19 protein-coding genes and 1 riboswitch are annotated in these 22,471 nt (G+C 72.6%); of the genes, 13 read left to right on the forward strand and 6 right to left on the reverse strand.

Annotated elements, in window-relative coordinates; all coding sequences use genetic code 11:
- The first annotated feature begins 184 nt into the window (after positions 1 to 184).
- The 7 genes from ACGFU6_RS09580 (at position 185) to cobM (ending at position 6,935) form a co-directional block, all read left to right on the forward strand.
- Positions 185 to 409: a hypothetical protein gene (locus tag ACGFU6_RS09580; protein WP_393609352.1), complete on the forward strand. Its 225-nt coding sequence runs from the start codon at positions 185 to 187 to the stop codon at positions 407 to 409.
- 5 nt (positions 410 to 414) lie between these two features.
- Complete coding sequence (locus ACGFU6_RS09585) at positions 415 to 1,224, forward strand: alpha/beta fold hydrolase (protein ID WP_393609353.1); 810 nt, start codon at positions 415 to 417, stop codon at positions 1,222 to 1,224.
- Positions 1,224 to 2,480, forward strand: coding sequence for a PP2C family protein-serine/threonine phosphatase (locus ACGFU6_RS09590; protein WP_393609355.1), 1,257 nt, complete (start codon positions 1,224 to 1,226; stop codon positions 2,478 to 2,480). Before ACGFU6_RS09585 ends, ACGFU6_RS09590 begins: the two co-directional genes overlap by 1 nt.
- Entirely contained in the window at positions 2,477 to 2,833 is a 357-nt protein-coding gene (locus tag ACGFU6_RS09595) for an STAS domain-containing protein (RefSeq protein ID WP_393609357.1), read from the forward strand. The genes ACGFU6_RS09590 and ACGFU6_RS09595 overlap by 4 nt, the downstream gene beginning before the upstream one ends.
- A 783-nt stretch (positions 2,834 to 3,616) precedes the next feature.
- Positions 3,617 to 4,579, forward strand: coding sequence for an agmatine/peptidylarginine deiminase (locus tag ACGFU6_RS09600; RefSeq protein ID WP_393609358.1), 963 nt, complete (start codon positions 3,617 to 3,619; stop codon positions 4,577 to 4,579).
- A 308-nt stretch (positions 4,580 to 4,887) separates the two neighbouring features.
- On the forward strand, positions 4,888 to 6,189 hold the full coding sequence (cbiE, locus tag ACGFU6_RS09605) for a precorrin-6y C5,15-methyltransferase (decarboxylating) subunit CbiE (RefSeq protein ID WP_393609360.1): 1,302 nt from the start codon (positions 4,888 to 4,890) through the stop codon (positions 6,187 to 6,189).
- Positions 6,186 to 6,935, forward strand: coding sequence for a precorrin-4 C(11)-methyltransferase (gene cobM / locus ACGFU6_RS09610; protein WP_393609361.1), 750 nt, complete (start codon positions 6,186 to 6,188; stop codon positions 6,933 to 6,935). Before cbiE ends, cobM begins: the two co-directional genes overlap by 4 nt.
- A gap of 38 nt (positions 6,936 to 6,973) precedes the next feature.
- Here the strand turns inward: cobM and ACGFU6_RS09615 are convergent, their stop codons facing one another.
- Complete coding sequence (locus ACGFU6_RS09615; protein WP_393609363.1) at positions 6,974 to 8,089, reverse strand: cobalt-precorrin-5B (C(1))-methyltransferase; 1,116 nt, start codon at positions 8,087 to 8,089, stop codon at positions 6,974 to 6,976.
- Positions 8,090 to 8,100: 11 nt separating this feature from the next.
- Here ACGFU6_RS09615 and ACGFU6_RS09620 point away from each other — a divergent pair, with 11 nt between their 5' ends.
- Positions 8,101 to 8,862, forward strand: coding sequence for a cobalt-precorrin-6A reductase (locus ACGFU6_RS09620; RefSeq protein ID WP_393609364.1), 762 nt, complete (start codon positions 8,101 to 8,103; stop codon positions 8,860 to 8,862).
- Here the strand turns inward: ACGFU6_RS09620 and ACGFU6_RS09625 are convergent.
- The 3 genes from ACGFU6_RS09625 to ACGFU6_RS09635 form a co-directional block, all read right to left on the reverse strand.
- On the reverse strand, positions 8,847 to 10,358 hold the full coding sequence (locus tag ACGFU6_RS09625) for a precorrin-2 C(20)-methyltransferase (RefSeq protein WP_393609366.1): 1,512 nt from the start codon (positions 10,356 to 10,358) through the stop codon (positions 8,847 to 8,849). The two genes, ACGFU6_RS09620 and ACGFU6_RS09625, sit on opposite strands and share 16 nt — an antisense overlap.
- A gap of 2 nt (positions 10,359 to 10,360) precedes the next feature.
- Positions 10,361 to 10,987, reverse strand: coding sequence for a precorrin-8X methylmutase (locus ACGFU6_RS09630; RefSeq protein ID WP_123527173.1), 627 nt, complete (start codon positions 10,985 to 10,987; stop codon positions 10,361 to 10,363).
- Positions 10,988 to 11,102: 115 nt separating this feature from the next.
- Positions 11,103 to 12,467 carry a precorrin-3B synthase gene (locus tag ACGFU6_RS09635; RefSeq protein WP_393609738.1) on the reverse strand — a complete coding sequence of 455 codons (1,365 nt, stop codon included), beginning with the start codon at positions 12,465 to 12,467 and terminating at the stop codon, positions 11,103 to 11,105.
- Positions 12,468 to 12,514: 47 nt separating this feature from the next.
- A riboswitch (cobalamin riboswitch) is annotated at positions 12,515 to 12,667 on the forward strand.
- A gap of 71 nt (positions 12,668 to 12,738) precedes the next feature.
- Between ACGFU6_RS09635 and cobN the strand changes: the two genes are divergently transcribed.
- The 4 genes from cobN to ACGFU6_RS09655 all read left to right on the forward strand — a co-directional run bounded on the left by cobN (position 12,739) and on the right by ACGFU6_RS09655 (position 20,143).
- Positions 12,739 to 16,335 carry a cobaltochelatase subunit CobN gene (cobN, locus tag ACGFU6_RS09640; RefSeq protein WP_393609368.1) on the forward strand — a complete coding sequence of 1,199 codons (3,597 nt, stop codon included), beginning with the start codon at positions 12,739 to 12,741 and terminating at the stop codon, positions 16,333 to 16,335.
- Positions 16,336 to 16,567: 232 nt separating this feature from the next.
- Positions 16,568 to 17,443: a methyltransferase domain-containing protein gene (locus ACGFU6_RS09645; protein WP_393609370.1), complete on the forward strand. Its 876-nt coding sequence runs from the start codon at positions 16,568 to 16,570 to the stop codon at positions 17,441 to 17,443.
- 132 nt (positions 17,444 to 17,575) lie between these two features.
- Positions 17,576 to 18,634: a VWA domain-containing protein gene (locus ACGFU6_RS09650; RefSeq protein WP_393609372.1), complete on the forward strand. Its 1,059-nt coding sequence runs from the start codon at positions 17,576 to 17,578 to the stop codon at positions 18,632 to 18,634.
- Positions 18,635 to 18,757: 123 nt separating this feature from the next.
- On the forward strand, positions 18,758 to 20,143 hold the full coding sequence (locus tag ACGFU6_RS09655) for a rhodanese-like domain-containing protein (protein WP_393609373.1): 1,386 nt from the start codon (positions 18,758 to 18,760) through the stop codon (positions 20,141 to 20,143).
- Between the two features lie 9 nt (positions 20,144 to 20,152).
- Here the strand turns inward: ACGFU6_RS09655 and ACGFU6_RS09660 are convergent, their stop codons facing one another.
- Positions 20,153 to 20,431 carry a metal-sensitive transcriptional regulator gene (locus ACGFU6_RS09660; protein ID WP_393609375.1) on the reverse strand — a complete coding sequence of 93 codons (279 nt, stop codon included), beginning with the start codon at positions 20,429 to 20,431 and terminating at the stop codon, positions 20,153 to 20,155.
- A gap of 95 nt (positions 20,432 to 20,526) precedes the next feature.
- On the opposite strand from ACGFU6_RS09660, the gene ACGFU6_RS09665 reads away from it, so the two are divergent.
- The gene (locus ACGFU6_RS09665; protein ID WP_393609377.1) at positions 20,527 to 21,126 is read left to right on the forward strand and encodes a rhodanese-like domain-containing protein; all 600 of its coding nucleotides are present in this window, start codon (positions 20,527 to 20,529) and stop codon (positions 21,124 to 21,126) included.
- Between the two features lie 109 nt (positions 21,127 to 21,235).
- Here ACGFU6_RS09665 and ACGFU6_RS09670 read toward each other — a convergent pair whose 3' ends face one another.
- Positions 21,236 to 22,468 (reverse strand): cytochrome P450, encoded by a 1,233-nt coding sequence (locus tag ACGFU6_RS09670; protein ID WP_393609378.1) that lies wholly within the window; start codon positions 22,466 to 22,468, stop codon positions 21,236 to 21,238.
- Between the last annotated feature and the right edge of the window lie 3 nt (positions 22,469 to 22,471).

Here is a 22,471-nt window from a genome sequence, read left to right on the forward strand (position 1 = left end):
CGCAAGGTATGCAGGCCTGGAATCGTCTGCTATTCGTCCTTATTGGTGGAGTCCTTTCTCTCGCCGGCCTGGCCTATGCTTTCGGGCTCTTTGGGTAATCCCTTCGTGCGGCAATGCATGGGTTTATGTGTCAGATAGCGGTATTGCGCCGGTGTGAGCCGGTCTTCCGCCTGAAGGATCTTCAGTGGCGCAACGACCGGTAGCGAAGATCCCGCTCTCGGTGACAAGGTCCTACGGCTCCGAACCGCACCGCGACGCCCTGCGCTGCGCAAGCGCAGGGATCCTGCCCGTCGCCTCCCGCAAGGACCGCCCCCAACGGCTCAAGTGCCTGGGCAAGGTCGGCTGCGCCTGTCGCGTCGATCCGCAGATGATCCAGCTGTTCTACAGCCGGCCCCTTCTGCGAGGATGAGCCGTATGAGCGTGCGTAGGAGGAACCGGGTGCGGGTGTCAGGCCGCGCAGGCGCACCGGTGGTGGTGCTGGCGCATGGTTTCGGGTGCGACCAGAACATGTGGCGCCTGGTCGCGCCGACTCTGGAGCGGGACTTCACGGTGGTGGTCTTCGACCACGTGGGCGCCGGCCGTTCCGACCTGGCGGCATGGAGCAGGGACCGGCACTCCAGCCTGGACGGATATGTCGAGGACGTCCTGGAGATCTGCCGCGACCTGGACCTGGGGCCGGTGACGTTCGTGGGGCACTCGGTGAGCGCGATGATGGGCGTGCTGGCCGCCGTCCGGCATCCCGAGCTCTTCGCGGGCCTGGTACTCCTCGCTCCGTCACCCTGCTTCATCGACGACCCCTCGGCCGGCTACCGCGGCGGCTTCAGTGCCGAGGACATCGAGGAACTCCTCGAATCCCTGGACGCGAACTACCTCGGCTGGTCGGGCGCCATGGCCCCGGTCATCATGGGCAACCCCGAGCGCCCCGCGCTGGGCGAGGAGCTGACGAGCAGCTTCTGCGCCACGGACCCCGAGATCCAGCGGGTCTTCGCCCGGGTGACGTTCCTCTCCGACAACCGCGCCGACCTGGAGCGGGTGACCGTGCCCACCCTGGTCGCCCAGTGCTCCAGCGACGCCATCGCCCCGCCCGAGGTCGGCGCCTTCGTCCAGTCCCAGATCAAGGGCAGCCGCCTGATCACCCTGACCGCCACCGGGCACTGCCCCCAGCTCAGCGCCCCGGAGGAGACCGCCGAGGCGATCAGCCGCTTCGCGGGAGCTCTGGGGTGATGCCCCGGACCGATGGCGACCAGGACCGCGAACCGGAATCCGGCGGACGCACCGACGACCAGACGTTCTCCGCCCTGCTGGAGGACAGCGCCGAGGACCTCTACGAGCACGCCCCCTGCGGCTACCTGTCCACTCTGCTCGACGGTCAGATCGTCAAGATCAACACCACCCTTCTCGACTGGCTCGGCCACCGGCGCGGCGATCTGGTGGGCCACAGGAAGTTCTCCGATCTCCTCACCGTCGGGTGCCGTCTCTACCACGAGACCCACTTCGCCCCGCTGTTGCGCATGCAGGGCGAGATCAGCGGCATCGCCCTGGAACTCAAGGCCGCCGACGGCCGCCGCCTGCCCGTCCTGGTGACCTCCACGGTCAAGACCGGCAGTGACGGGCAGCCGCTGCTGATCCGCACCACCGTCTTCGACGCCCGCGACCGCCGCTCCTACGAACAAGAACTGCTGCGCGCCCGCCAGGAGTCCGAGCGCGAACGCGAACGCCTCCAGCAGCTCAACGCCACGCTCCAGCGGACGCTGCTGCCCCCGACCCTGGCCAACGTCCCGGGCTTGAACGTGGCCGCGCACTACCACATCGCCTCGATCGACGAGGTCGGCGGCGACTTCTACGACCTGTTCCCCCTCGCCGCCGGAACCTGGGGCATGTTCCTGGGCGACGTGTGCGGCAAGGGCGCCGCCGCCGCGGCTGTCACCTCCCTGGCCCGCTACACCCTGCGTGCCGCCGCGGTCTACGACCCCGACCCGGCCGCGGTCCTGGGCAACCTCAACACCGTCCTGAACCACGAGTACAACGGCATCGACCCCCGGTTCTGCACCGTCCTGTTCGGCCTGCTCACCCCCGACGGCGAGCGAGGCGGGTTCCGCATCACCCTGGCCAGCGGCGGACACCCGCCCGCGCTGCTGCTCCGCGCCGACGGCACCGCCGACTACCTGCCCACCCCCGACGGCCAGCTCATCGGCGCCCTGCCCGACGCCCACATCTCCACCACCACCTTCCGCCTCGATCCCGGCGACACCCTGCTCCTGCACACCGACGGCCTCACCGAGGCCCACACCGCCATCGCCGGTGACCGCTACGGCGACGAGGCCCTCCTCGACTTCGGCCGCGCCCTGGCTCCCACCACCGCCGAGACCACCGTCTCCGCGATCCGTGAACTCCTGGACACCCTCGGCACCGGGGTAGACGACGACACCGCCGTCCTGGCCATCCACGTGCCCCGGCCCGACCGTAAAGAGCAGCAGTGACCCAGCTCAGCACCACCTCGCGTACCACCCCCGCCGGGCCGGTTGTCACCCTCAGCGGCGAACTCGACCACCACAGCGCACCTCAGGTCCGCGCCATGCTGCCCGGACTGGACATCGGACCGGGACAGCAACTCGTCGTCGACCTCGGCGGTCTCACCTTCTGTGACTCCAGCGGCATCACCGTCCTGATCGCCGCACGCAACCAGGCCCTCGCCAGGAACGCCGGCATCGTCCTGGCCGCCGTCCCCGAACGCGTCAGGCGGATCTTCACCATCGTCGGCCTCGACCAGGTCTTCCCGACCCATCCCACCGTTCAGGCAGCCGAAGCCGCCTGGGCACCCCCGGCCGGTTGAGCAAGCCGGCAGACACCGACAGGAGCCCAACGCTCCGTGCCTGCCGCCCCGTACGTCACCTGGATCAGCCATGCGCCACGCCTGTCGCGCCGGCTTGCGTGAGGCGAGAAGCGGACGGACTACTCCCGGATGGCCTCGGTCACCGTCGCCGGAAAGACGTACGCCGGGCAGTACGGGGGGACCGATCAGTCCGAGCGCATCGAGCTTGGTGACACGTTCTTCCACTGCGGCCCTCGGCCCGGCAGGCAGGTTAACCGCCGGGGTGGACACGGGGTTCAACCGTGACCCCGGGGGCACGCTGGATTCCATGACCCGTGGGGGAATAGGGCTGTCAGTGCTTGACCGACGCGCTCGGCAGCGTGCTCGCCCTTGCCGAAGAGGCCGGCACAAAGGTCGACGGCTACGGCCACAGCCCTTAGTCCCGACCTACGGTGGCACCAACTTCCTTGGCGTGAACGCGGTTCAATGCCACCGCACGGCGCGGAACATCCCGCGCCTTCGTCGGCGGAATACTCTTTGCAAATCCAACGTCAGGTATCAATAATGTGGCAACACGTTCGGCGTCTTTCTGCTTTTATCGCCCTAATCGCGGTGATCGGAATCATTGCCCTGGTCACGGGAATCCGCGACCATGATGCATCGAACATCGGCCTGGGGAGCGTGATGCTGTTCCTCACGCTTGCCTTTGTCGTGTTAGTGGGCTACAGGTTCAAGACGGGGGAGATTTCACTCCCTCTCTCCGCTGAGGTGCACAATCCCCGTGTCCCCGGGCGAAGTGCCTGGATGGCCTGGCCCGACAGCACCACGATCTGGGGCCGCTCCCTGCTCGCCGGGGTCCAGGCCGACATCGCGCTGATCGCGCGGACGGTCGCCACGTACGAGCCCGTCGTCATGTGCGCCAACTCCGCGAGCGCCGCCAAGGCCCGGTCGATGTGCGGGGCCTCGGTCACCGTCATCACGTCCGTGCCGGTCGACGACTGCTGGATGCGCGACACCGGCCCGGTCTTCCGTACCGACGGCGCCGGCGGCCTGGACGCGGTCGGGCTCAACTTCAACGGCTGGGGCAACAAGCAGACCCACGCCAAGGACGCGCGAGCCGCCGCCGGGATCGCCTCCTACGCCAAGGCGGCCTACACCTCCGCGGCCCTGGTGGGCGAGGGCGGCGCCGTCGAGCAGGACGGCAGGGGCACCCTCATGGCGACCCGCAGCAGTCTCGTCAACCGCAACCGGAACCCCGGCAGGACACAGCGCCAGCTGGAGACGGCCCTGTGCGAGGCGTACGGGGCGTCCAAGGTCATCTGGTTCGACGGTGTGAACGGCCAGGACATCACCGACGACCACGTGGACGCCACCTCACGGTTCCTGGCCCCGGGGGAGGCGCTCGTGCAGATGCCCCTGGCGTCGGACAACGACGTCTACGCCAAGGACGCGCGCCAGCAGTACCGGATCCTGACCGAGTCGACGACGTCGGCCGGTGCGCCGATGGACGTGGCTCAGCTCCAGGGACCCGACTACGACAGGATCCGCTCCGGCGACCCGGAGTTCCTCGCGTCCTACGCCAACTACTACGTGTGCAACGGCGCCGTCATCAGCGCCCAGTTCGGCGACACCAGGGCGGACGCCGCCGCCAGGGCGACCCTGAGCCGGCTCTTCCCTGGCCGGGCCGTCGAACAGCTCAATATCGACCCCCTGGGCACGGGCGGCGGAGGAATCCACTGCGTCACCCAGCATCAGCCCCGCCCCTGACCTCCCGGAGCAGTTGAGGCAGGAGGCGAGGCGGGAGCGCCCCCGGTGCCGGTGTCGAACCCGGCACCGGGGGCCAACAGCACGTAGAGCCGGCGCAGCCCTGCCGTGCCGTCGGGGCCGGACGCCGACAGGGCGCCCGCGCCGGAGGCCGCCACCACGGGGATCCAGGCCCGGCTGCGGGGCCTGGGGCCGCGTACGTGACGAGGCGCGGCAGCAAGGGGGCGGCGCACCCACCTGGCCGGTGTCCTGACAAGGCCGGACAGTAGAGTTCGGGTGCGCCAGCCCCCCCGAACACCGAGGTATCGTCCGTGACTCCCGAACCCGCCGACCGTCCCGTGCCGCCAGCAGCGAGCGTCGTGGGAATCGGAGCCGACGGCTGGTCCGGGCTGACCGACGCCGCGCGCCGCGAACTCATCGGCGCGCAGGTCCTGATCGGCGCCGAACGCCAGCTCGGCCTGCTCCCGCCGCCGTGCGCGGGACGGCGCGTCGCCTGGCCATCGCCGCTGCGGCCGGCGGTCGCGGGCCTGCTCGCCGCGCACGCGGGGAGCAGGATCGCCGTACTGGCCAGCGGCGACCCGATGTTCTACGGCATCGGCCGGGCCCTCACCGAAGTGCTCGGCGCCGACGGGCTGCGCGTCCTGCCGCACCCCTCGTCCGTCTCCTACGCCTGCGCCCGGGTCGGCTGGCCCCTTGAGGACACCGAGGTCGTCACGCTGGTGGGCAGGCCCGCCGCCCGGCTCGCGGCCGCCCTGCACGACGGCCGCCGGCTGCTGGTCCTCAGCGCGGACGCCGGCACGCCCGCCGTGGTCGCCGCGCTGCTGCGCGAACACGGCTTCGGGCCGAGCCCGCTGCGCGTCCTGGAACAGCTCGGAGGCGAGGGCGAAGCGTGTACCGAAGGGACCGCGGACACCTGGGCGCACCCGCCCGGCGACCCGCTGAACGTGATCGCGGTCGAATGCCGCGCGGCCCCCGGAGCCGTGCGTCTCGGCGCGGTGCCCGGTCTGCCCGACGAGGCGTACGAACACGACGGCCAGCTCACCAAGCGCCACATCCGGGCCACCACCCTCGGCACGCTCGCACCGGCACCGGGCGAGCTGCTGTGGGACGTCGGCGGCGGCTCCGGGTCCGTGGCGATCGAGTGGATGCGCGTCCACCCCTCCTGCCGGGCGATCAGCGTGGAGCGCGACCCCGTACGGGCGGAGCGCATCACCCGCAACGCCGCACACCTCGGGGTGCCCGCCCTGCGCGTGATCAGTGGCGGGGCCCCCGGGAGCCTCGCCCGACTTCCCACGCCCGACGCCGTGTTCATCGGTGGCGGGCTGACCGTGCCAGGGCTGCTCGACGCCTGCTGGGAAGCGCTGCCGGCGGGCGGCCGGCTGGTCGCCAACACCGTCACGCTGGAGTCCGAGGCGCTGCTCACCGAGTGGTACCGCCGGCACGGCGGCGAGCTCGTCCGCCTCGCCGTCGCGCACGCGGTGCCGGTCGGCGGCTTCACCGGCTGGCGGCAGGCGATGCCGGTCACCCAGTGGTCGGTGCGCAAGCCCTCGGCCGGTCCGACCGCGCGAGCCGCGGCGCAAACCCGTACAGAACATTCAGGAGACAACAGATGACCGTGTACTTCATCGGCGCGGGGCCGGGTGCGGCCGACCTGATCACCGTGCGCGGCGCGCGTACGCTCGCCGCCTGCGGGGTGTGCCTGTACGCGGGCAGCCTGGTGCCCGCCGAACTCCTCGCCGAGTGCCCCCCGGACGCGCGGCTCGTGGACACCGCGCAGCTCGACATCGGACAGATCACGGCCGAGCTGACGGCCGCGCACGAGGCCGGTCACGACGTGGCGCGGCTGCACTCGGGCGACCCCTCGGTGTTCAGCGCGGTCAACGAGCAGATGCGGCGCCTCGACGAGGCGGGCGTGCCCTACGAGGTGATCCCGGGCGTGCCCGCGTTCGCGGCCGCCGCCGCGGCACTCAAGCGGGAGCTGACCGTGCCCACGGTCGGCCAGACCGTCATCCTCACCCGGATCGCCAACCGGGCCACGGCGATGCCCGAGGGGGAGGACCTGGCGACGCTGGGCCGCAGCGGGGCCCTGATCGTCCTGCACCTCGCCGCCAGGTACGTGGACCGGGTCGTCGACGAGCTGCTGCCGCACTACGGGGCCGACTGCCCGACGGCCGTCGTCGCCCTCGCCTCCCGCCCCGACGAGCTCATCCTGCGCGGACCCCTCGACGGCATCGCGGAGCAGGTGAAGGCGGCGGGCGTGATCCGTACCGCCGTCATCATGGTCGGCCGCACCCTGGGCGCCGACCAGTTCCGCGACAGCCACCTCTACTCGCCGGGACGCGACCGGCACGCCTGCTGACACACCCGGCGGCACCCCGGACGGCACCGGACGCCGGGTCAGCGCACCGAGCTGCGCCCGACGACCGTGCCCGCCCGGTCGATGCAGATGACGTCGACGGCGACCGGCGAGCCGCGCAGCACGGCCAGCGCCTCGTCCCGGGCGGCCACCGCCACCAGGTCCCCCAGGGGGACACCGTGCTCCTGGCAGGAGCGGAGCGCCGCCAGGCCGGTGTTCGCGGTGGCCACCTCGGCGGCCAGGGCCTCGTCCGCGCCGCCCCGCCGGGCCAGCCCGGCCAGGAAGGGTTTGTCGACCTGGGAGCGGGCCGAGTGCAGGTCGAGGTGGCCGGCGGCGAGCTTCGACAGCTTGGCGAACCCGCCGCAGATGGTGAGCCGGTCCACCGGATGGCGGCGCACGTACTTCAGTACGGCGCCCGCGAAGTCCCCCATGTCCAGGAGGGCGATCTCCGGCAGTCCGTACTCGGCCACCACGGTCCTCTCCGACGTCGAGCCCGTACAGCCCGCCACATGGGTGTGGCCGGCCGCGCGCGCCACGTCCACGCCCCGGCGGATCGAGTCGATCCACGCCGAGCAGGAGTACGGCACCACGACCCCGGTCGTGCCCAGGATCGACAGGCCGCCCAGGATGCCCAGGCGCGGGTTCCAGGTCGAGCGGGCGATCTCCTCGCCGTGGTCGACGGAGACCGTGACCTCGACGTCGCCGGAGCCCCGGTGCGCCGCGGCGACCCGCGCGAGGTGGTCGCCGATCATCTGGCGCGGAACCGGGTTGATGGCGGGCTCTCCCACGTCGAGCGGGAGTCCCGGCAGGGTGACCGTGCCCACGCCGGGACCCGCCCTGAACACCACGCCCGAGCCCGCCGGCAGCCGCCGCACGGTGACCCGTACGAGAGCGCCGTGGGTGACGTCCGGATCGTCCCCGGCGTCCTTGACCACACCGGCCGTCGCCCGTTCCCCGGCCAGCTCCTCCACCGCCAGGGCGAACGCCGGGGTCTGGCCCCGGGGGAGCGTGATGGTGACCGGGTCGGGGAAATCGCCGGTCAGCAGGGCCGTGTACGCGGCCGTCGCCGCGGCGGTCGCGCAGGCACCGGTCGTCCAGCCGGGCCGCAGACCGGTGTGTTTGAGTTGGGCGCCGCGCCCGCCCTTCGCCTCACCCACGGATGGACCCCATGCACGTACTCGTACTCGGCGGAACCACGGAGGCCCGCCGCCTCGCCGAGCTCCTGGCGGCACAACTGCCCGACGCCCGGGTGACCAGTTCGCTCGCGGGGCGGGTGGCCAGCCCCAGGCTCCCGCCGGGCGAGGTTCGCGTCGGCGGTTTCGGCGGCGCCGACGGCCTTGCCGCGTGGCTGCGCACGCACCAGGTGGACGCGCTCATCGACGCCACCCATCCTTTCGCCGGGACGATCAGTTTCAACGCGGCGACAGCCGCCTCGGCTGCCCATGTTCCCCTGCTGGCACTCCGCCGCCCCGGCTGGGTGCCCGGCCGGGGCGACGACTGGCACCCGGTCGGCTCCCTCGACGAGGCCGCACGGGCACTGCCCGCCCTCGGGCGCCGGGTCTTCCTCACCACCGGACGCATGGGACTGGCCGCCTTCGCCGGGCTGGACGAGCTGTGGTTCCTGGCGCGGTCGGTCGACGAGCCGGAGCCGCCGTACCCCGCCCGGATGGAGGTCCTGCTCGACCGGGGCCCGTTCACCGCCGAGGGGGAGCGCGAGCTGATCCGCCGCCACCGCCTGGACGTCCTCGTCACGAAGGACAGCGGCGGCGCCGCCACCGCCCCCAAGCTCGCCGCCGCCCGCGAGGCGGGGATCCCGGTCGTCGTGGTGCGCCGCCCGCCGGTTCCCGAGGGCGTCGCGGTGGCCGGCACCCCGGACCTGGCCCTCGCCTGGCTGCGCGGGACGGGGCCCGGGGCTCAGCCCTCCGGGTAGCGGCGCGGGGTCCAGACGATCTGCTCCCCGTCGCCGCGCCGCACCCAGCGCGTCTGCGAGGACCCGACGATCAGGATCGTGCGCATGTCGACCTCGGCCGGGTCGAGATCGGCCAGCCGCACCGTGCGGACGTTCTCGGCCGGCCCGCCGACGTCCCGGCCGAGCACCACGGGAGTGTCCGGCGAGCGGTGCTCCAGGAGCAGGTCGCGCGCCTTGCCGACCTGCCAGGTCCGGCTGCGTGAGCCGGGGTTGTACAGCGCGAGCACCAGGTCCGCCGAGGCCGCGGCCCGCAACCGTTCCGCGATGACCTCCCACGGCTTGAGCCGGTCCGAGAGCGAGATCGTGGCGTAGTCGTGGCCCAGCGGCGCCCCCGCCCGGGCCGCGGCCGCGTTGGCCGCGGTCACGCCCGGCAGCACCCGGACCGGCACGTCCGCGTACCGGTCCTGGGCGGCCACCTCCAGGACGGCCGTCGCCATGGCGAAGACCCCGGGGTCGCCGCCGGACACCACGGCCACCCGCCGTCCGCGACGCGCCAGGTCCAGGGCGAACTCGGCGCGCTCCGACTCGACCTTGTTGTCCGAGCCGTGGCGGGACTGCCCAGGCCGGACCGGCACCCGCTCCAGATAGGTGGTGTAGCCGACCACGTCGTCGGCGGCGGCCAGCACCCCGCGCGTCTCGGGCGTCAGCCACAGCGGTCCGGCGGGGCCGGTGCCGACCACGGCCACCTCGCCGCCGTCCGCGGTGCCTTCGGCCTCGGGGCGCGGCGCGTCGATCCTGCTGGGCAGCACGGCGACCGCGAAGTACGGCACGGAGCCGGGATCGATCCCGGCCAGCTCGCCCGTGCGTTCCCCGGCCATCGTGGCGCGCTCCACGTAACGGGCCTCGGGCAGCCGGCCCGACGCCTCGAAGGCGCGGCGCACCGCGGGGAACGTGCGGCCCAGCTTCATCACCACCGCGGTGTCCGTGGCGGCCAGCCGGGCGGTCAGCTCCTCCTCCGGCAGGGTGCCGGGCAGGATGGTCAGCACCTCCTCGCCCTCGACGAGCGGGGTGCCGAGCCGGGCGGCCGCGGCGCTGACCGAGGTGACGCCGGGGATCACCTCGGTGGGATAGCGGTCGGCGAGCCGCTTGTGCATGTGCATGTACGAGCCGTAGAACATCGGGTCGCCCTCGGCGAGCACGGCGACCGTGCGCCCCGCGTCGAGGTGCACCGCGAGGCGGGCCGCCGCCTCGGCGTAGAAGTCGTCCAGCGCGCCCCGGTAGCCGCCCGGATGGTCCGTGGTCTCCGTCGTGACGGGGTAGACCAGGGCCTCTTCGATGTGGTCGGGGCGCAGATGCTCCGCCGCGATGGACCGGGCGATCGACCGTCCGTGCCGGGCGCTGTGGTAGGCGACGACATCGGCCTGGGCGATGACCTGGACCGCGCGCACGGTCATCAGGGCAGGATCGCCCGGGCCGAGCCCGACCCCGTACAGCCGGCCGTTCTTCTGCTCGCTCACGCTTACTCTTCCTCGCTGGCGATCGCGTTGAGGGCGGCGGCCGCCATGGCGCTGCCGCCCCGCCGGCCGCGCACGATCAGGTGGTCGAGCCCGGACGCGTGTGCGGCCAGGGCGTCCTTGGACTCGGCCGCGCCGATGAAGCCGACGGGCACACCGATGACGGCGGCGGGGCGCGGCGCGCCCTCCTCGATCAGTTCGAGCAGCCGGAACAGGGCGGTGGGCGCGTTGCCGACGGCGACGACCGCGCCGTCCAGCCGGTCGCGCCACAGCTCCAGGGCGGCCGCGCTGCGGGTGGTGCCGAGCTCCGCCGCGAGACCGGGCACCGCCGGGTCGGACAGGGTGCACACGACCTCGTTGCCGGCGGGCAGCCGCTTGCGGGTGACACCGCTGGCGACCATGGCCACGTCGCACAGGATGGGCGCGCCGGCCCGCAGCGCCGCACGGGCCCGCGACACCACGTCCGGGCTGAAGGCCAGATCGCGTACGAGGTCGACCATGCCGCAGGCGTGGATCATCCGGACCGCCACCTGGCTCACATCGGCGGGCAGCCCCGAGAGATCGGCCTCCGCGCGGATCGTGGCGAACGACTGCCGATAGATGGCCGGTCCGTCCTTCTCGTACTGGTGCACAGTGCTGTCGCTCTCTTCATCGGCGTGGAAAATCGGGCGTGGAAAGTCGGGTGTGGAGGGGCCGGTCTGGTCCGGGGTCGGGCCGGTCGGTGCGCGGCGGCCGGGTGCGGGACGGTCAGGTGCCGAGGCTGCCCCGGGCCGCCTCCACGGCGGCCGCGAGCGCGGACGGGCTGTCGGGGACGGGCAGCGGGGCGTGCCGTTCACCGTCGCGCACCAGTGAGACCCGGTAGCCGTCCGCGGTGGCGACCACGTCGACCCATTCGCCCCGGGGATGACCGCACCGGCGCTCGCACCCCGACCAGTACACCGGCAGCGCCCCCACGGGCCCCAGGGCCGCTGCCGCCCCGGCCCGCACATCGGCGAGTGACTTGGCGCAGCCGGGACGCCCGATGCAGGCCCCCACCCCGGTCCAGGGGGAGAGGGGCCCGGTGATCAGCCCGGCGGCCCCCAGAGCGTCCAGTCTCTCCGCGGCCCGCGCCCGCTCCACACCCGGCACGACGACGCCGCGCCACGGGGTGAGCCTGAGTTCGCCACCGTCACCGCCACCGTCACCGCCACCGCCACGGCCACCGCCACCGTCTCGCTGCCGGGCCGTGTCTGTCAGCGCCCGCCACTGCTCCGCGCCGACGCGTCCCAGGGGCACGCCGACGGACAGCGCGACCGTGTCGTACGGGCCGTCCACGACGCCGAACGCGGGAGCAGCCGACTCCGAGGGGCGCACGGGCCCGGCGGTGCGCGCGGAGGGGATCCCGGCCCGAGCCAGCCGCCGGACCACCTGGTCCCGGAGGATCCCGCCTTCCGCGCGCAGATCCGTCACACGCCAGACGCCCGAGCCGCGCGCGGTGTCCACGAAGGTCTCGGCGGCGACGAGCGCGGCCCGAGGGGCGTGCGCGCCGGATATCCGCAGAACTGATTCGGCCGGACCGATCCGCAGAGCCGCGTCGCCGTCGGCCCGTGCCAGCAGGGTCACATCGGCGCCGAGCGCGTCCACATCGCCGCGGCCGTCGTCGAGTGCGAACAGGAAGCGGCCCGACAGCTCGGTCGTCAGCTCACTCGCGCACACCAGCTCGTCCAGCGCGGACAGCCACGGGCGGACGTCGCGTTCTCCCCGGCCGTCGAGCCCGGAGAGCGGGGAGGCCACGATGTTGCGGACACGCTCGTGGCGCTCGGAGGGCAGCAGCCCCGACTCACCCAGCCCGGAGGCCAGTTCGCCGCCGCACTCCGGCCGCAGACCGCGCAACTGCACATTGCCGCGCGAAGTGAGATGCAGCTCACCATCGCCGAGCCGCTCCGCCAACTCCCGCAGCACATCTGCCCGGCTCGCGCTCAGTACCCCCCCGGGGATCCGGACCCGGGCCAGCGCACCGTCGTGCGCACTGTGCAGCCGCAGCGTGCCGGGGCAGGCGTCACCGCGGTCACGGACGGACGCGGCTCCTGTGGGCACGGGCAAAGTGGCTGGCGGGGGCATGGCGGCGAGCATACCGACCATCTCATCAGATCCGTATGCCTCCCAGTTCTTGACCGCCCCTTACTATGCCTAGCGACGGACCTTCCGGTCCGTAGTCGCCACAGACGGCGACAGGGGAGGAAGCCCGGTGCGATTCCGGCGCGGTCCCGCCACTGTGAACCCGGCCCCACCGGCCGGGTGAGTCAGGAACTCCCTTCCCCGAGCCACTCGGCCCGTCCGAGCAGGGGAGTCCCATTCCGACACCGCCCGGGGCGTGGATACCCCGAGGAAGGCCAGACGCCGCATGATCCTGCTCCTGTCGACGTCAGACACCGACCTGCTCAGCGCCCGCGCCTCCGACGGCCCGGTCGCCTACCGCTACGCGAACCCCTCCCGGCTCCCGCTCCAGGACCTCCCCGAGCTCCTCGACGGCACCGACCTGGTCGTCGTACGTCTCCTCGGCGGGGTCCGCGCCTGGCAGGACGGCCTCGACCAGGTCCTGGCCACCGGGCGCCCCGTCGTCGTCCTCACCGGGGAACAGGCCCCCGACGCCCAGCTGATGGCCGCCTCCACCGTCCCGATCGGCATCGCGGCCGAGGCGCACGCCTACCTGGCGCACGGCGGCCCCGCCAACCTGGAGCAGCTCGCCCGCTTCCTGTCCGACACCGTCCTGCTCACCGGCCACGGCTTCGAACCGCCCGCCCCGGCGCCCTCCTGGGGCCCGTTGGAGCGCACGCCCCGCGTGACGGACGGCCCCACCATCGCGGTGCTCTACTACCGCGCCCACCACATGAGCGGCAACACCGCGTTCATCGACGCCCTGTGCGGTGCCGTCGAGGACGCGGGCGGCCGCGCGCTGCCGCTGTTCGTCGCCTCGCTGCGCACGCCCGAACCCGAGCTGATCGACGCCCTGCGGGCCGCCGACGCGATCGTGACCACCGTGCTCGCGGCGGGCGGTACCCGGCCCGCCGAGGCGTCGGCCGGCGGGGACGACGAGTCCTGGGACGCCGGGGCCCTCACCGGCCTCGACGTGCCGATCCTCCAGGCGCTCTGCCTCACCGGTTCCCGGTCCGACTGGGAGGACAACGACGAGGGCGTCTCGCCGCTGGACGCCGCGAGTCAGATCGCCGTCCCCGAGTTCGACGGCCGCCTGATCACCGTCCCGTTCTCGTTCAAGGAGATCGACGAGGACGGCCTGCCGGCCTACGTGGCCGACGCCGAGCGCGCCGCCCGGGTCGCCGGGACCGCCGTGCGCCACGCGCGGCTCCGCCACATCCCGAACGCCGACAAGCGCCTCGCCCTTGTGCTGTCCGCGTACCCGACCAAGCACTCCCGGATCGGCAACGCCGTCGGACTCGACACCCCGGCGAGCGCCGTCGCGCTGCTGCGCCGGCTCCGCGCCGAGGGGTACGACTTCGGCGACGAGGAGGTGCCGGGCCTCGCCTCCGGTGACGGCGACGAGCTGATCTACGCACTGATCGAGGCGGGTGGCCACGACCAGGAGTGGCTCACCGAGGAGCAGTTGGCCCGCAACCCGGTCCGTATCCCGGCGGCCGACTACCGGCGCTGGTACGCGACGCTGCCGGCCGAACTCCGCGAGGCCGTCGAGGAGCACTGGGGCCCGGCCCCGGGCGAGATGTTCGTGGACCGCTCGCGCAACCCCGAGGGCGACATCGTCCTCGCCGCGCTGCGCCGGGGCAACCTGCTCATCCTCATCCAGCCGCCGCGCGGCTTCGGCGAGAACCCGATCGCGATCTACCACGACCCCGATCTGCCGCCCTCGCACCACTACCTGGCCGCCTACCGCTGGATCGCCGCCTCCGCCGACGACAACGGCTTCGGCGCCGACGCGATGGTCCACCTCGGCAAGCACGGCAACCTGGAGTGGCTGCCCGGGAAGAACGCCGGACTGTCCGCCGCGTGCGGGCCCGACGCGGCACTGGGCGATCTCCCGCTCGTCTACCCGTTCCTGGTCAATGACCCGGGCGAGGGGACCCAGGCCAAACGCCGCGTCCACGCCACCCTGGTGGACCACCTCGTGCCGCCGATGGCCCGCGCCGAGAGCTACGGCGACGTGGCCCGGCTGGAACAGCTCCTGGACGAGCACGCCCAGATCGCGGCGATGGACCCGGCGAAGCTCCCGGCCATCAGGGCCCAGATCTGGACCCTGATCCAGGCCGCGAAGCTCGACCACGACCTGGGGCTCGAAGACCGCCCGGAGGACGAGGGCTTCGACGAGTTCATCATGCATCTCGACGGCTGGCTCTGTGAGATCAAGGACGCACAGATCCGCGACGGACTGCACGTCCTGGGCGGCGCGCCCGCCGGCGGCGACCGGGTCAACCTCGTCCTGGCGATCCTGCGGGCCCGCCAGATCTGGGGCGGGACCACATCCCTGCCCGGCCTGCGCGAGGCGCTCGGCCTCGACGAGTCGGCGGCCACCCGCACCGCGGCCGACGAGATCGAGGAGCAGGCGCGCGCCCTGGTCCTGGCGATGGAGGACGCCGCGTGGGCGCCGGACGCCGTCGCCGGGGTCGCGGCCGGGCACCCGCAGGCCGTGGCCGACATCCTGGCCTTCGCGGCCGGTGAGGTCGTACCGCGTCTGGCGGCCACCACCGACGAACTCGACCACACCGTCCACGCGCTGAACGGCGGCTTCGTCCCCGCCGGACCCTCCGGATCCCCGCTCCGGGGCCTGGTCAACGTCCTGCCGACCGGACGGAACTTCTACTCCGTCGACCCCAAGGCGGTGCCCTCCCGCCTCGCCTGGGAGACCGGACAGGCGCTGGCCGACTCCCTGCTGGAGCGCTACCGCACCGACAACGGCGACTGGCCCACCTCGGTCGGCCTGTCCCTGTGGGGCACCAGCGCGATGCGTACGGCCGGCGACGACGTCGCGGAGGCCTTCGCCCTGCTCGGCGTCCGCCCGGTCTGGGACGACGCCTCACGGCGGGTCACCGGCCTGGAGGCCGTCCCGGCCGCCGAACTGGGGCGCCCGCGCATCGACGTGACGCTCCGCATCAGCGGCTTCTTCCGCGACGCGTTCCCGCACACCATCGGCCTCCTCGATGACGCGGTCCGCCTCGCGGCCTCGCTGGAGGAGCCCGACGAGCAGAACTACGTACGGGCCCACACCCAGGCGGACCTGGCCGCACACGGCGACGAACGCCGCGCCACCACCCGTATCTTCGGCTCCCGCCCCGGCACCTACGGCGCGGGCCTGCTCCAGCTCATCGACTCCCGGGACTGGCGCACGGACGCCGACCTGGCCGAGGTCTACACGGTCTGGGGCGGCTACGCCTACGGCCGTGAACTGGACGGACGCCCGGCCCGCGAGGAGATGGAGACGGCGTACAAGCGCATCGAGGTCGCGGCCAAGAACACCGACACCCGCGAGCACGACATCGCGGACTCGGACGACTACTTCCAGTACCACGGCGGCATGGTCGCCACCGTGCGCGCGCTCAAGGGCACCGCCCCGGAGGCGTACATCGGGGACTCCACCCGGCCGGAGACCGTCAAGACCCGCACCCTGGTCGAGGAGACCTCACGCGTCTTCCGCGCCCGCGTCGTCAACCCCAAGTGGATCGAGGCGATGCGCCGCCACGGCTACAAGGGCGCCTTCGAGCTGGCCGCCACCGTCGACTACCTCTTCGGCTACGACGCCACGACGGGGGTGGTGGCCGACTGGATGTACGACAAGCTCACCGAGACCTACGTCCTGGACCCGGCCAACCGCGAGTTCCTCCAGCGGGCCAACCCCTGGGCCCTGCACGGCATCGCGGAACGCCTCCTGGAGGCCGAGTCCCGCGGTATGTGGGAGAAGCCCGACCCGGAGATCCTCGCCGGGCTGCGTCAGGTCTTCCTGGAGGCGGAGGGCGACCTGGAGGGGGAGGACTGAACCAGCGGGCGCAGTACCGGCGTCCGAACGGCAGGAGGGCCCCGCGAACCGCGCGCGGGGGCGGGGCCCTTCCACGCGTGGCATCGGTGGTCAGCCGGTGACGGGCCGGCCGATGACCTGGTCGAGCTTGTCCGTCCGATGCCCGCGCGGTCCGGCCGGGTGCGCCCGCCGTGTGACATGTCTCTCCACAGGCGCCATGGCGCTGTCCGCCCGGGAGGTGGAGCATCCGGACATGACCTCCTCGTCCCGCACGCCGCTCGTCGATGGCCGACCGGAACCGACAGACGGGACCACAGGGCCCGGCGGAGAGTCCCCTCCCGACCACGGGTACCTGCTGGACAACGCGCGCGCGGAGGCGGGCGAGCGGTTCGTGTGGCTTGCCGAGCTGTTCGACGGTGTGACGCGCGGGCACTTCGACCGGCTGGGCGTCGGGGCCGGCTCGCGCTGCTGGGAAGTGGGAGCCGGCGGCCCCGGTATCCCGGAGGCGCTCGCGGCGGCCGTCGGCCCGACCGGGCGCGTGCTGGTCACGGACATCGACCCGTCGTGGCTGCGGACGGGCGACGGGTACGAGGTGCGCCGGCACGACGTCGCCGCTGATCCGCCCCCGGAGCCGGGGACGTTCGATCTGGTGCACGCCCGGCTCGTACTGATCCATGTACCGGACCGGGCGCGGGCGTTGGCCACGATGGTGGCGGCGCTACGGCCCGGCGGCCGGCTGCTGGTCGAGGACGCCGACACCGCTCTGCAGCCACTGGCGTGCCTGGACGACAGCGGCCCAGCCCAGCGGCGGGCCAACCGGCTGCGCGACGCGATCCGGGAGCTGCTGTCGCGCCGAGGCGCGGACCTGCGCTACGGCCGGACACTGCCGCGCGCATTGCGTGAGGCCGGCTTGGTGGACGTCGCCGCCACGGGCTCCTTCCCGGTCGGCGGGCGGGCCTGCGGCCGGCTGGAGGCCTCCACCGTCCGGCACGTGCGCGGCGAACTGCTCGCGGCCGGCCTGGCCGACGAGGCCGAGATCGACGCGCACCTGGCCGCCATCGACGCCGGTGAACTCGATCTGACACTCGCGCCGTTGATCTCGGCGTGGGGGCGCCGTCCGGCCGAGTAGCCGCCGACGCCCGGTCAGGGGCCTCCGGCTCTCACCGCGCGGCTCGTGGTGATGACGCGTCGAACTCCGTTGTCAGTGCCTCCCCATAGGGTTCAGGTATCACTCGGGGAGCTTCGGAGAAGGAGCAGAAACGTGTCCGCCAACAGGCTTCAGCACAAGGTGAATCACGTCGCGCTGGTCGTGGACTGTTCGGGTTCCATGCGTCCGCACCAGGGCCAGCTCGTTCGTGTCGTGGACGAGTTCGTGGCCGGTCTGAAGGCCGAGTCGGACAGCCTCGGTCATGAAACCCGGATCAGTCTCTATTCGTTCGACCACAGGGTGGAGAACCTGGTCTGGGACATGGACGTGAAGCATCTGCCGTCCATGCGGGGCCTGTACAGGGTCAACAACGGCGCGACGGCCCTCATTGAGGCTTCTTTGAAGTCCCTGGACGATCTGGGCCACATCTGGGAGGAATACGGCGAGCACAGCTTCCTGCAGATCGTGGTGACGGACGGCGAGGAGAACGCCTCCGGCGGAGACCGGCGGCACGACGGCGACATGACCGTCCTCGGCCCCTGGCTCGACCGGATCGCGGCGAAGATGGGCGGCCTCCCCGGCCACTGGACGTCCGCGATCCTCGTACCGAACTCGCTGGCCAAGCGCACCGCCCAGAACTACGGCTTCCCGGCCGGCAACATCGCCATCTGGGACGCCGATTCGCAGGAGGGTGTCGAGGAGGCGATCGGCACCGTGCGTGCCGCCGCCACGAGCTTCCTGCGTGGCCGCGAGCAGGGTGTGCGCGGCACGAGGAATCTGTTCGCCGTCGGCCAGGACATATCTGTTGACGAGGTGCGCGCGAATCTCGAACCGATACCGGCCGACAAGTACCGCCTCCTGAAGGTCGACAAGGAGATCGAGATCCGGCCCTTCGTCGACTCGCATCCGGGTGTGACATACGAACGCGGCTCCTGTTACTACCAATTGGGCGCCCGCGTTCAGGTCCAGCCCGACAAGGAAGTGATAGTCGTCGAGAAGGACACCGATCGCGCGTACACGGGCGATGCCGCACGCAGCCTTCTTTTCGGTACGGGTATCCATGGGACGGTCTCGGTGAAGGCGGGAAACAATCCCGCGGTTGAGGTGTATGTGCAGAGCCGTTCGGTGAACAGGAAGCTCAAGCCGAAGACGCGTCTGCTCATCATGCTCTGAGCCGAGCGGCCCGAGCGGTACCAGCGGCTCACTTCCAGGCGCCCGGAAATACCCCGGGGGGTATCACTGTTACAGTGAGACGAAGATACCCACCGGGGTAAATCGATATGGAGGGAGACGGCCGTGTTCTTCGTGGACACCCTGGAGACCGAAGGCCTGGGCAACCGCAGCTATCTCGCGGGCGGGGCGTCGGCGGCGGTGGTCGTCGACCCGCCGCGCGATGTGGAGCGAGTCCTGGCGGCGGCCGCCGGGCGCGGGGTGCGGATCGGGTACGTGGTGGAGACACGCATACACAACGACTACGTCACCGGTGGCCTGGAGCTGGCCCGGCTGACCGGTGCGCGGTATCTGGTGCCCGCGTCGGCCCGGGTCTCCTTCGACCGGGTCCCGGTCGAGGACGGCGACAGCGTCCACGTCGACACCGGGCTCGGCCTGCGGGCGCTGGCGACCCCCGGACACACCCCGCATCACACCGCGTACGTGCTGGTCGAGGACGGGCGGGAGGTGGCCGCGTTCACCGGCGGCTCGCTGCTGATCGGCGCGGTGGGCCGTCCCGACCTGGTCGAGCCCCGGCTCACCGAGGAGCTGGCCCGCTCCCAGTACGCCTCCGTCCACCGGCTGGCCGGGGAGCTCCACGACGATGTCCGGGTGCTGCCCACCCATGGCTTCGGAAGCTTCTGCTCCGCCTCCCGGGCCGGGGGCGATGCCACCACCATCGGCAAGGAGCGGGCCGGTAACGACGCGCTCACCCAGGACGTCGACGCCTTCGTGGCGCAGACGCTCGCCGGTCTTGAGGACGTGCCCGCCTACTACGCGCACATGGGCCCGATCAACGCGAACGGTCCCGCGCCGGCGGATCTGACCCCGCCCGGGACCGCCGACGCCGAGGAGATCGCCCAGCGTCTGGCCGCCGGGGAGTGGGTGGTCGACCTGCGCAGCCGTACCGCGTTCTCGCGGGGGCATGTCGCCGGCACGTTCAACTTCGAGGCAGGGGGCAGCCTCGCCACCTATCTCGCCTGGCTGATCCCGTGGGGCAAACCCGTCACCCTCCTCGCCGCCTCCGCCGAACAGCTCGCCGGCGCCCAGCGGGAGCTGGTGCGGGTCGGTATCGAGCGGCCCGCTGCCGCCGCCACCGGTGAGCCGTCCTCCTGGCTGCGGCCGGGGCAGGAGCTGCGGTCCTTCCCCCGCGCGGACTTCGCCGCCCTGGAGCAGGCGCTCGGACGCGGCGAGGACGTCGTGGTGCTGGACGTACGCCGCGACTCCGAACGTGCCGGTGAGTACGTGCGGGGATCGGTGCACATTCCCTTGCACGAACTGCGTGAGCGCGCCGCCGAGGTTCCGGCCGGAGTGGTGTGGGTGCACTGCGCGGGCGGGATGCGCGCCGCGACGGCCGCGTCCCTGCTCGACGCCGGAGGCCGTGACGTGGTCGCCGTCGACGACGGTTTCGACGCCGCCCGGAGCGCCGGTCTGACCGTCACCGCCGCCGCCGGGAGCGGTCCGGCGGTATGAGCGTCGCCGTCAGGCCAGCGAGAGGAACAGCTTCTCCAGCCGGGCACGCATCTGGTCCCGGTCCCCGGCCTCCTGGCCGCCGTCGGCCATGCACTGCTGCAGGCCCGTCGCGATGATCGCGAACCCGGCCCGGTCGAGGGCGCGGGAGACCGCGGCCAGCTGCGTGATCACGTCCTCGCAGTCCCGGCCGTCCTCGATCATCTTGACGATCCCGGCGATCTGGCCCTGGGCCCGCTTCAGCCGGTTGAGCACCGACTTCAGCTCGGCGGCCGCCATGTCCAGCTCCACGCTTCCTCCTCCGTACGCACCGTGAATACCCCTAGGGGTATCCTATCGTGTTCGGGGCTCCCGACCCCGGCCCGCACAGAAACGGAACACCGCACATGACCACCCCCACGCCCGCCCCCGTCTCCGCGCCCGGCCCCGCCGCCGTCCTCCCCGCGCAGGCGGCGGCCCGGCTCGGCCACTACGCCGTCATCGACGTCCGCACCCCCGGCGAATACGCCTCCGGCCACGTTCCCGGCGCCTACAACGTCCCCCTGGACCAGATACGCGCGGCGCTTCCGGCGCTGAGGGCGGCCGCGACCCGCGGTGACCTGCTGATCGTCTGCGCCGCCGGCAACCGCTCCGCCACCGCCCGCGGCGAACTGGCCGCAGCCGGTGTCGCGGCGGCCACCCTCACCGGCGGCACCACCGCGTGGGCGGAACAGGGCCACGCCCTCGACCGGCCCGAGAACGCCTCCCGGGTCTGGGGCATGGAACGCCAGGTCCGTCTCGCCGCCGGCTCCCTCGTGGTCCTGGGTCTCGCCGTCGGCACCCGCTACCGAGGTGCCCGCGGGCTCTCCGCCGCGATCGGCGGCGGCCTCGTCTTCTCCGCGCTCACCAACACCTGCGGGATGGCCGCCGTCCTCGCCAGGCTGCCGCACAACCGCCCTCGCCCCGCCGACCTCGACGCCACCCTCGCCGCGCTCCGGCAGCGGTAGCCGGTAAGGCGCCCCATCCGGGCGGGAGGCCGGCGAACCGGCCTCCCGCCCGGGGTGCGCCGCCATGCGGGCCGCAGCCCCGGCGCGGACACGCTCCGGTGCGTCCCGGTCAGGCCCTGGCCGGGACGCACCGGACCGGCAGGGTCTGGTGGCCGTTGCTGATGAGGGAGTGCAGCGGCTTCAACTCGCTCGTCGGCACAGCGAGTTCGAGGTCGGGGAAGCGCTCGAACAGCAGCCGCAGCGCCGCGGCGATCTCCATCCGGGCGAGCGGGGCGCCGATGCAGAAGTGCACGCCGTGCCCGAAGGCGAGGTGCTCCGAGGACGGCCGGGTCAGGTCGAAGCGGTCGGCGGACTCCCCGTGCCAGTCGGGGTGCCGGTTGGCCGCCGCGTAGGAGACGAGGATCGCCTCGCCGGCCCGGATCGTCTGCCCGTCGGGCAGGGGCAGGTCCTCCAGCGCGCAGCGCAGCGGGAGGTGCTTGACGGCGGGCTCGAACCGCAGGGTCTCCTCGACGACATCGCTCCAGTTGGCGCGGCCGGCGCGGACGTGGGCGAGCTGCTCGGGGTTGGTGAGCAGGGCCGTGATGCCGTGGTCGATCCCGTTGACCGTCGTCTCGTACCCGGCGCTGATCATCAGCAGCAGAGTGTCGCGCAGTTCGTCGTCCGACATCGCGCCGCCGTCGCCCTCGGTGTCCCGGGCGGCGATGAGGAGCGAGGTCATGTCGTCGCCCGGCGCGGCGCGCTTGGCGGCGATCAGCTCGTCGAGCAGCTTGTACAGGGCGGCCGTGTTCGCCGCGGCCTCATCGGCGGCGAGAGCGGTGGAGAAGACTCCGTCGACCACGCTGCGGAAGCCCTGACGATGGTCGTCGGGGACGCCCATGAGCCGCCCGATCACCGCGATCGGCAGTGGATAGGCGAGCTCCTCGCGGAGGTCGACGATCTCCCCGGCCGGCCGGGACCCGATGGTGTCGAGGAGGGACGTGACGATCGCCTCGATGGTGGATGCCATGGTCTGGACCCGGCGTGCGCTGAACGCGGGCGCGACCATGCGCCTGAGCCGGCGGTGGTCACCGCCGTACGCGGTGAACATGTTGTTGACCGCGATCCACAGGGCCAGGGGCCAGGTCGTCACGGCGTCGGCGAAGCCCGGCCAGTGAGCGCGGGTGTCCTTGGAGACCCGGGCGTCCGTCAGGAGTTCCTTGAGCAGGACCGGGTCGGTGACGGACCACGCGGTGACGCCGAGAATGTCGACACGGGCGGCCGGTCCGCGGGAGCGCAGGGCCTCGTGTTCGGCGTGGTGGTCCGCCGCGGAGGGGTCCAGAACGAGAATCGGGTGTTCGGGCACGGG

Origin of the sequence: Streptomyces sp. NPDC048462, from assembly GCF_043200175.1 — a bacterium.
Classification (GTDB): Bacteria; Actinomycetota; Actinomycetes; order Streptomycetales; family Streptomycetaceae; genus Streptomyces.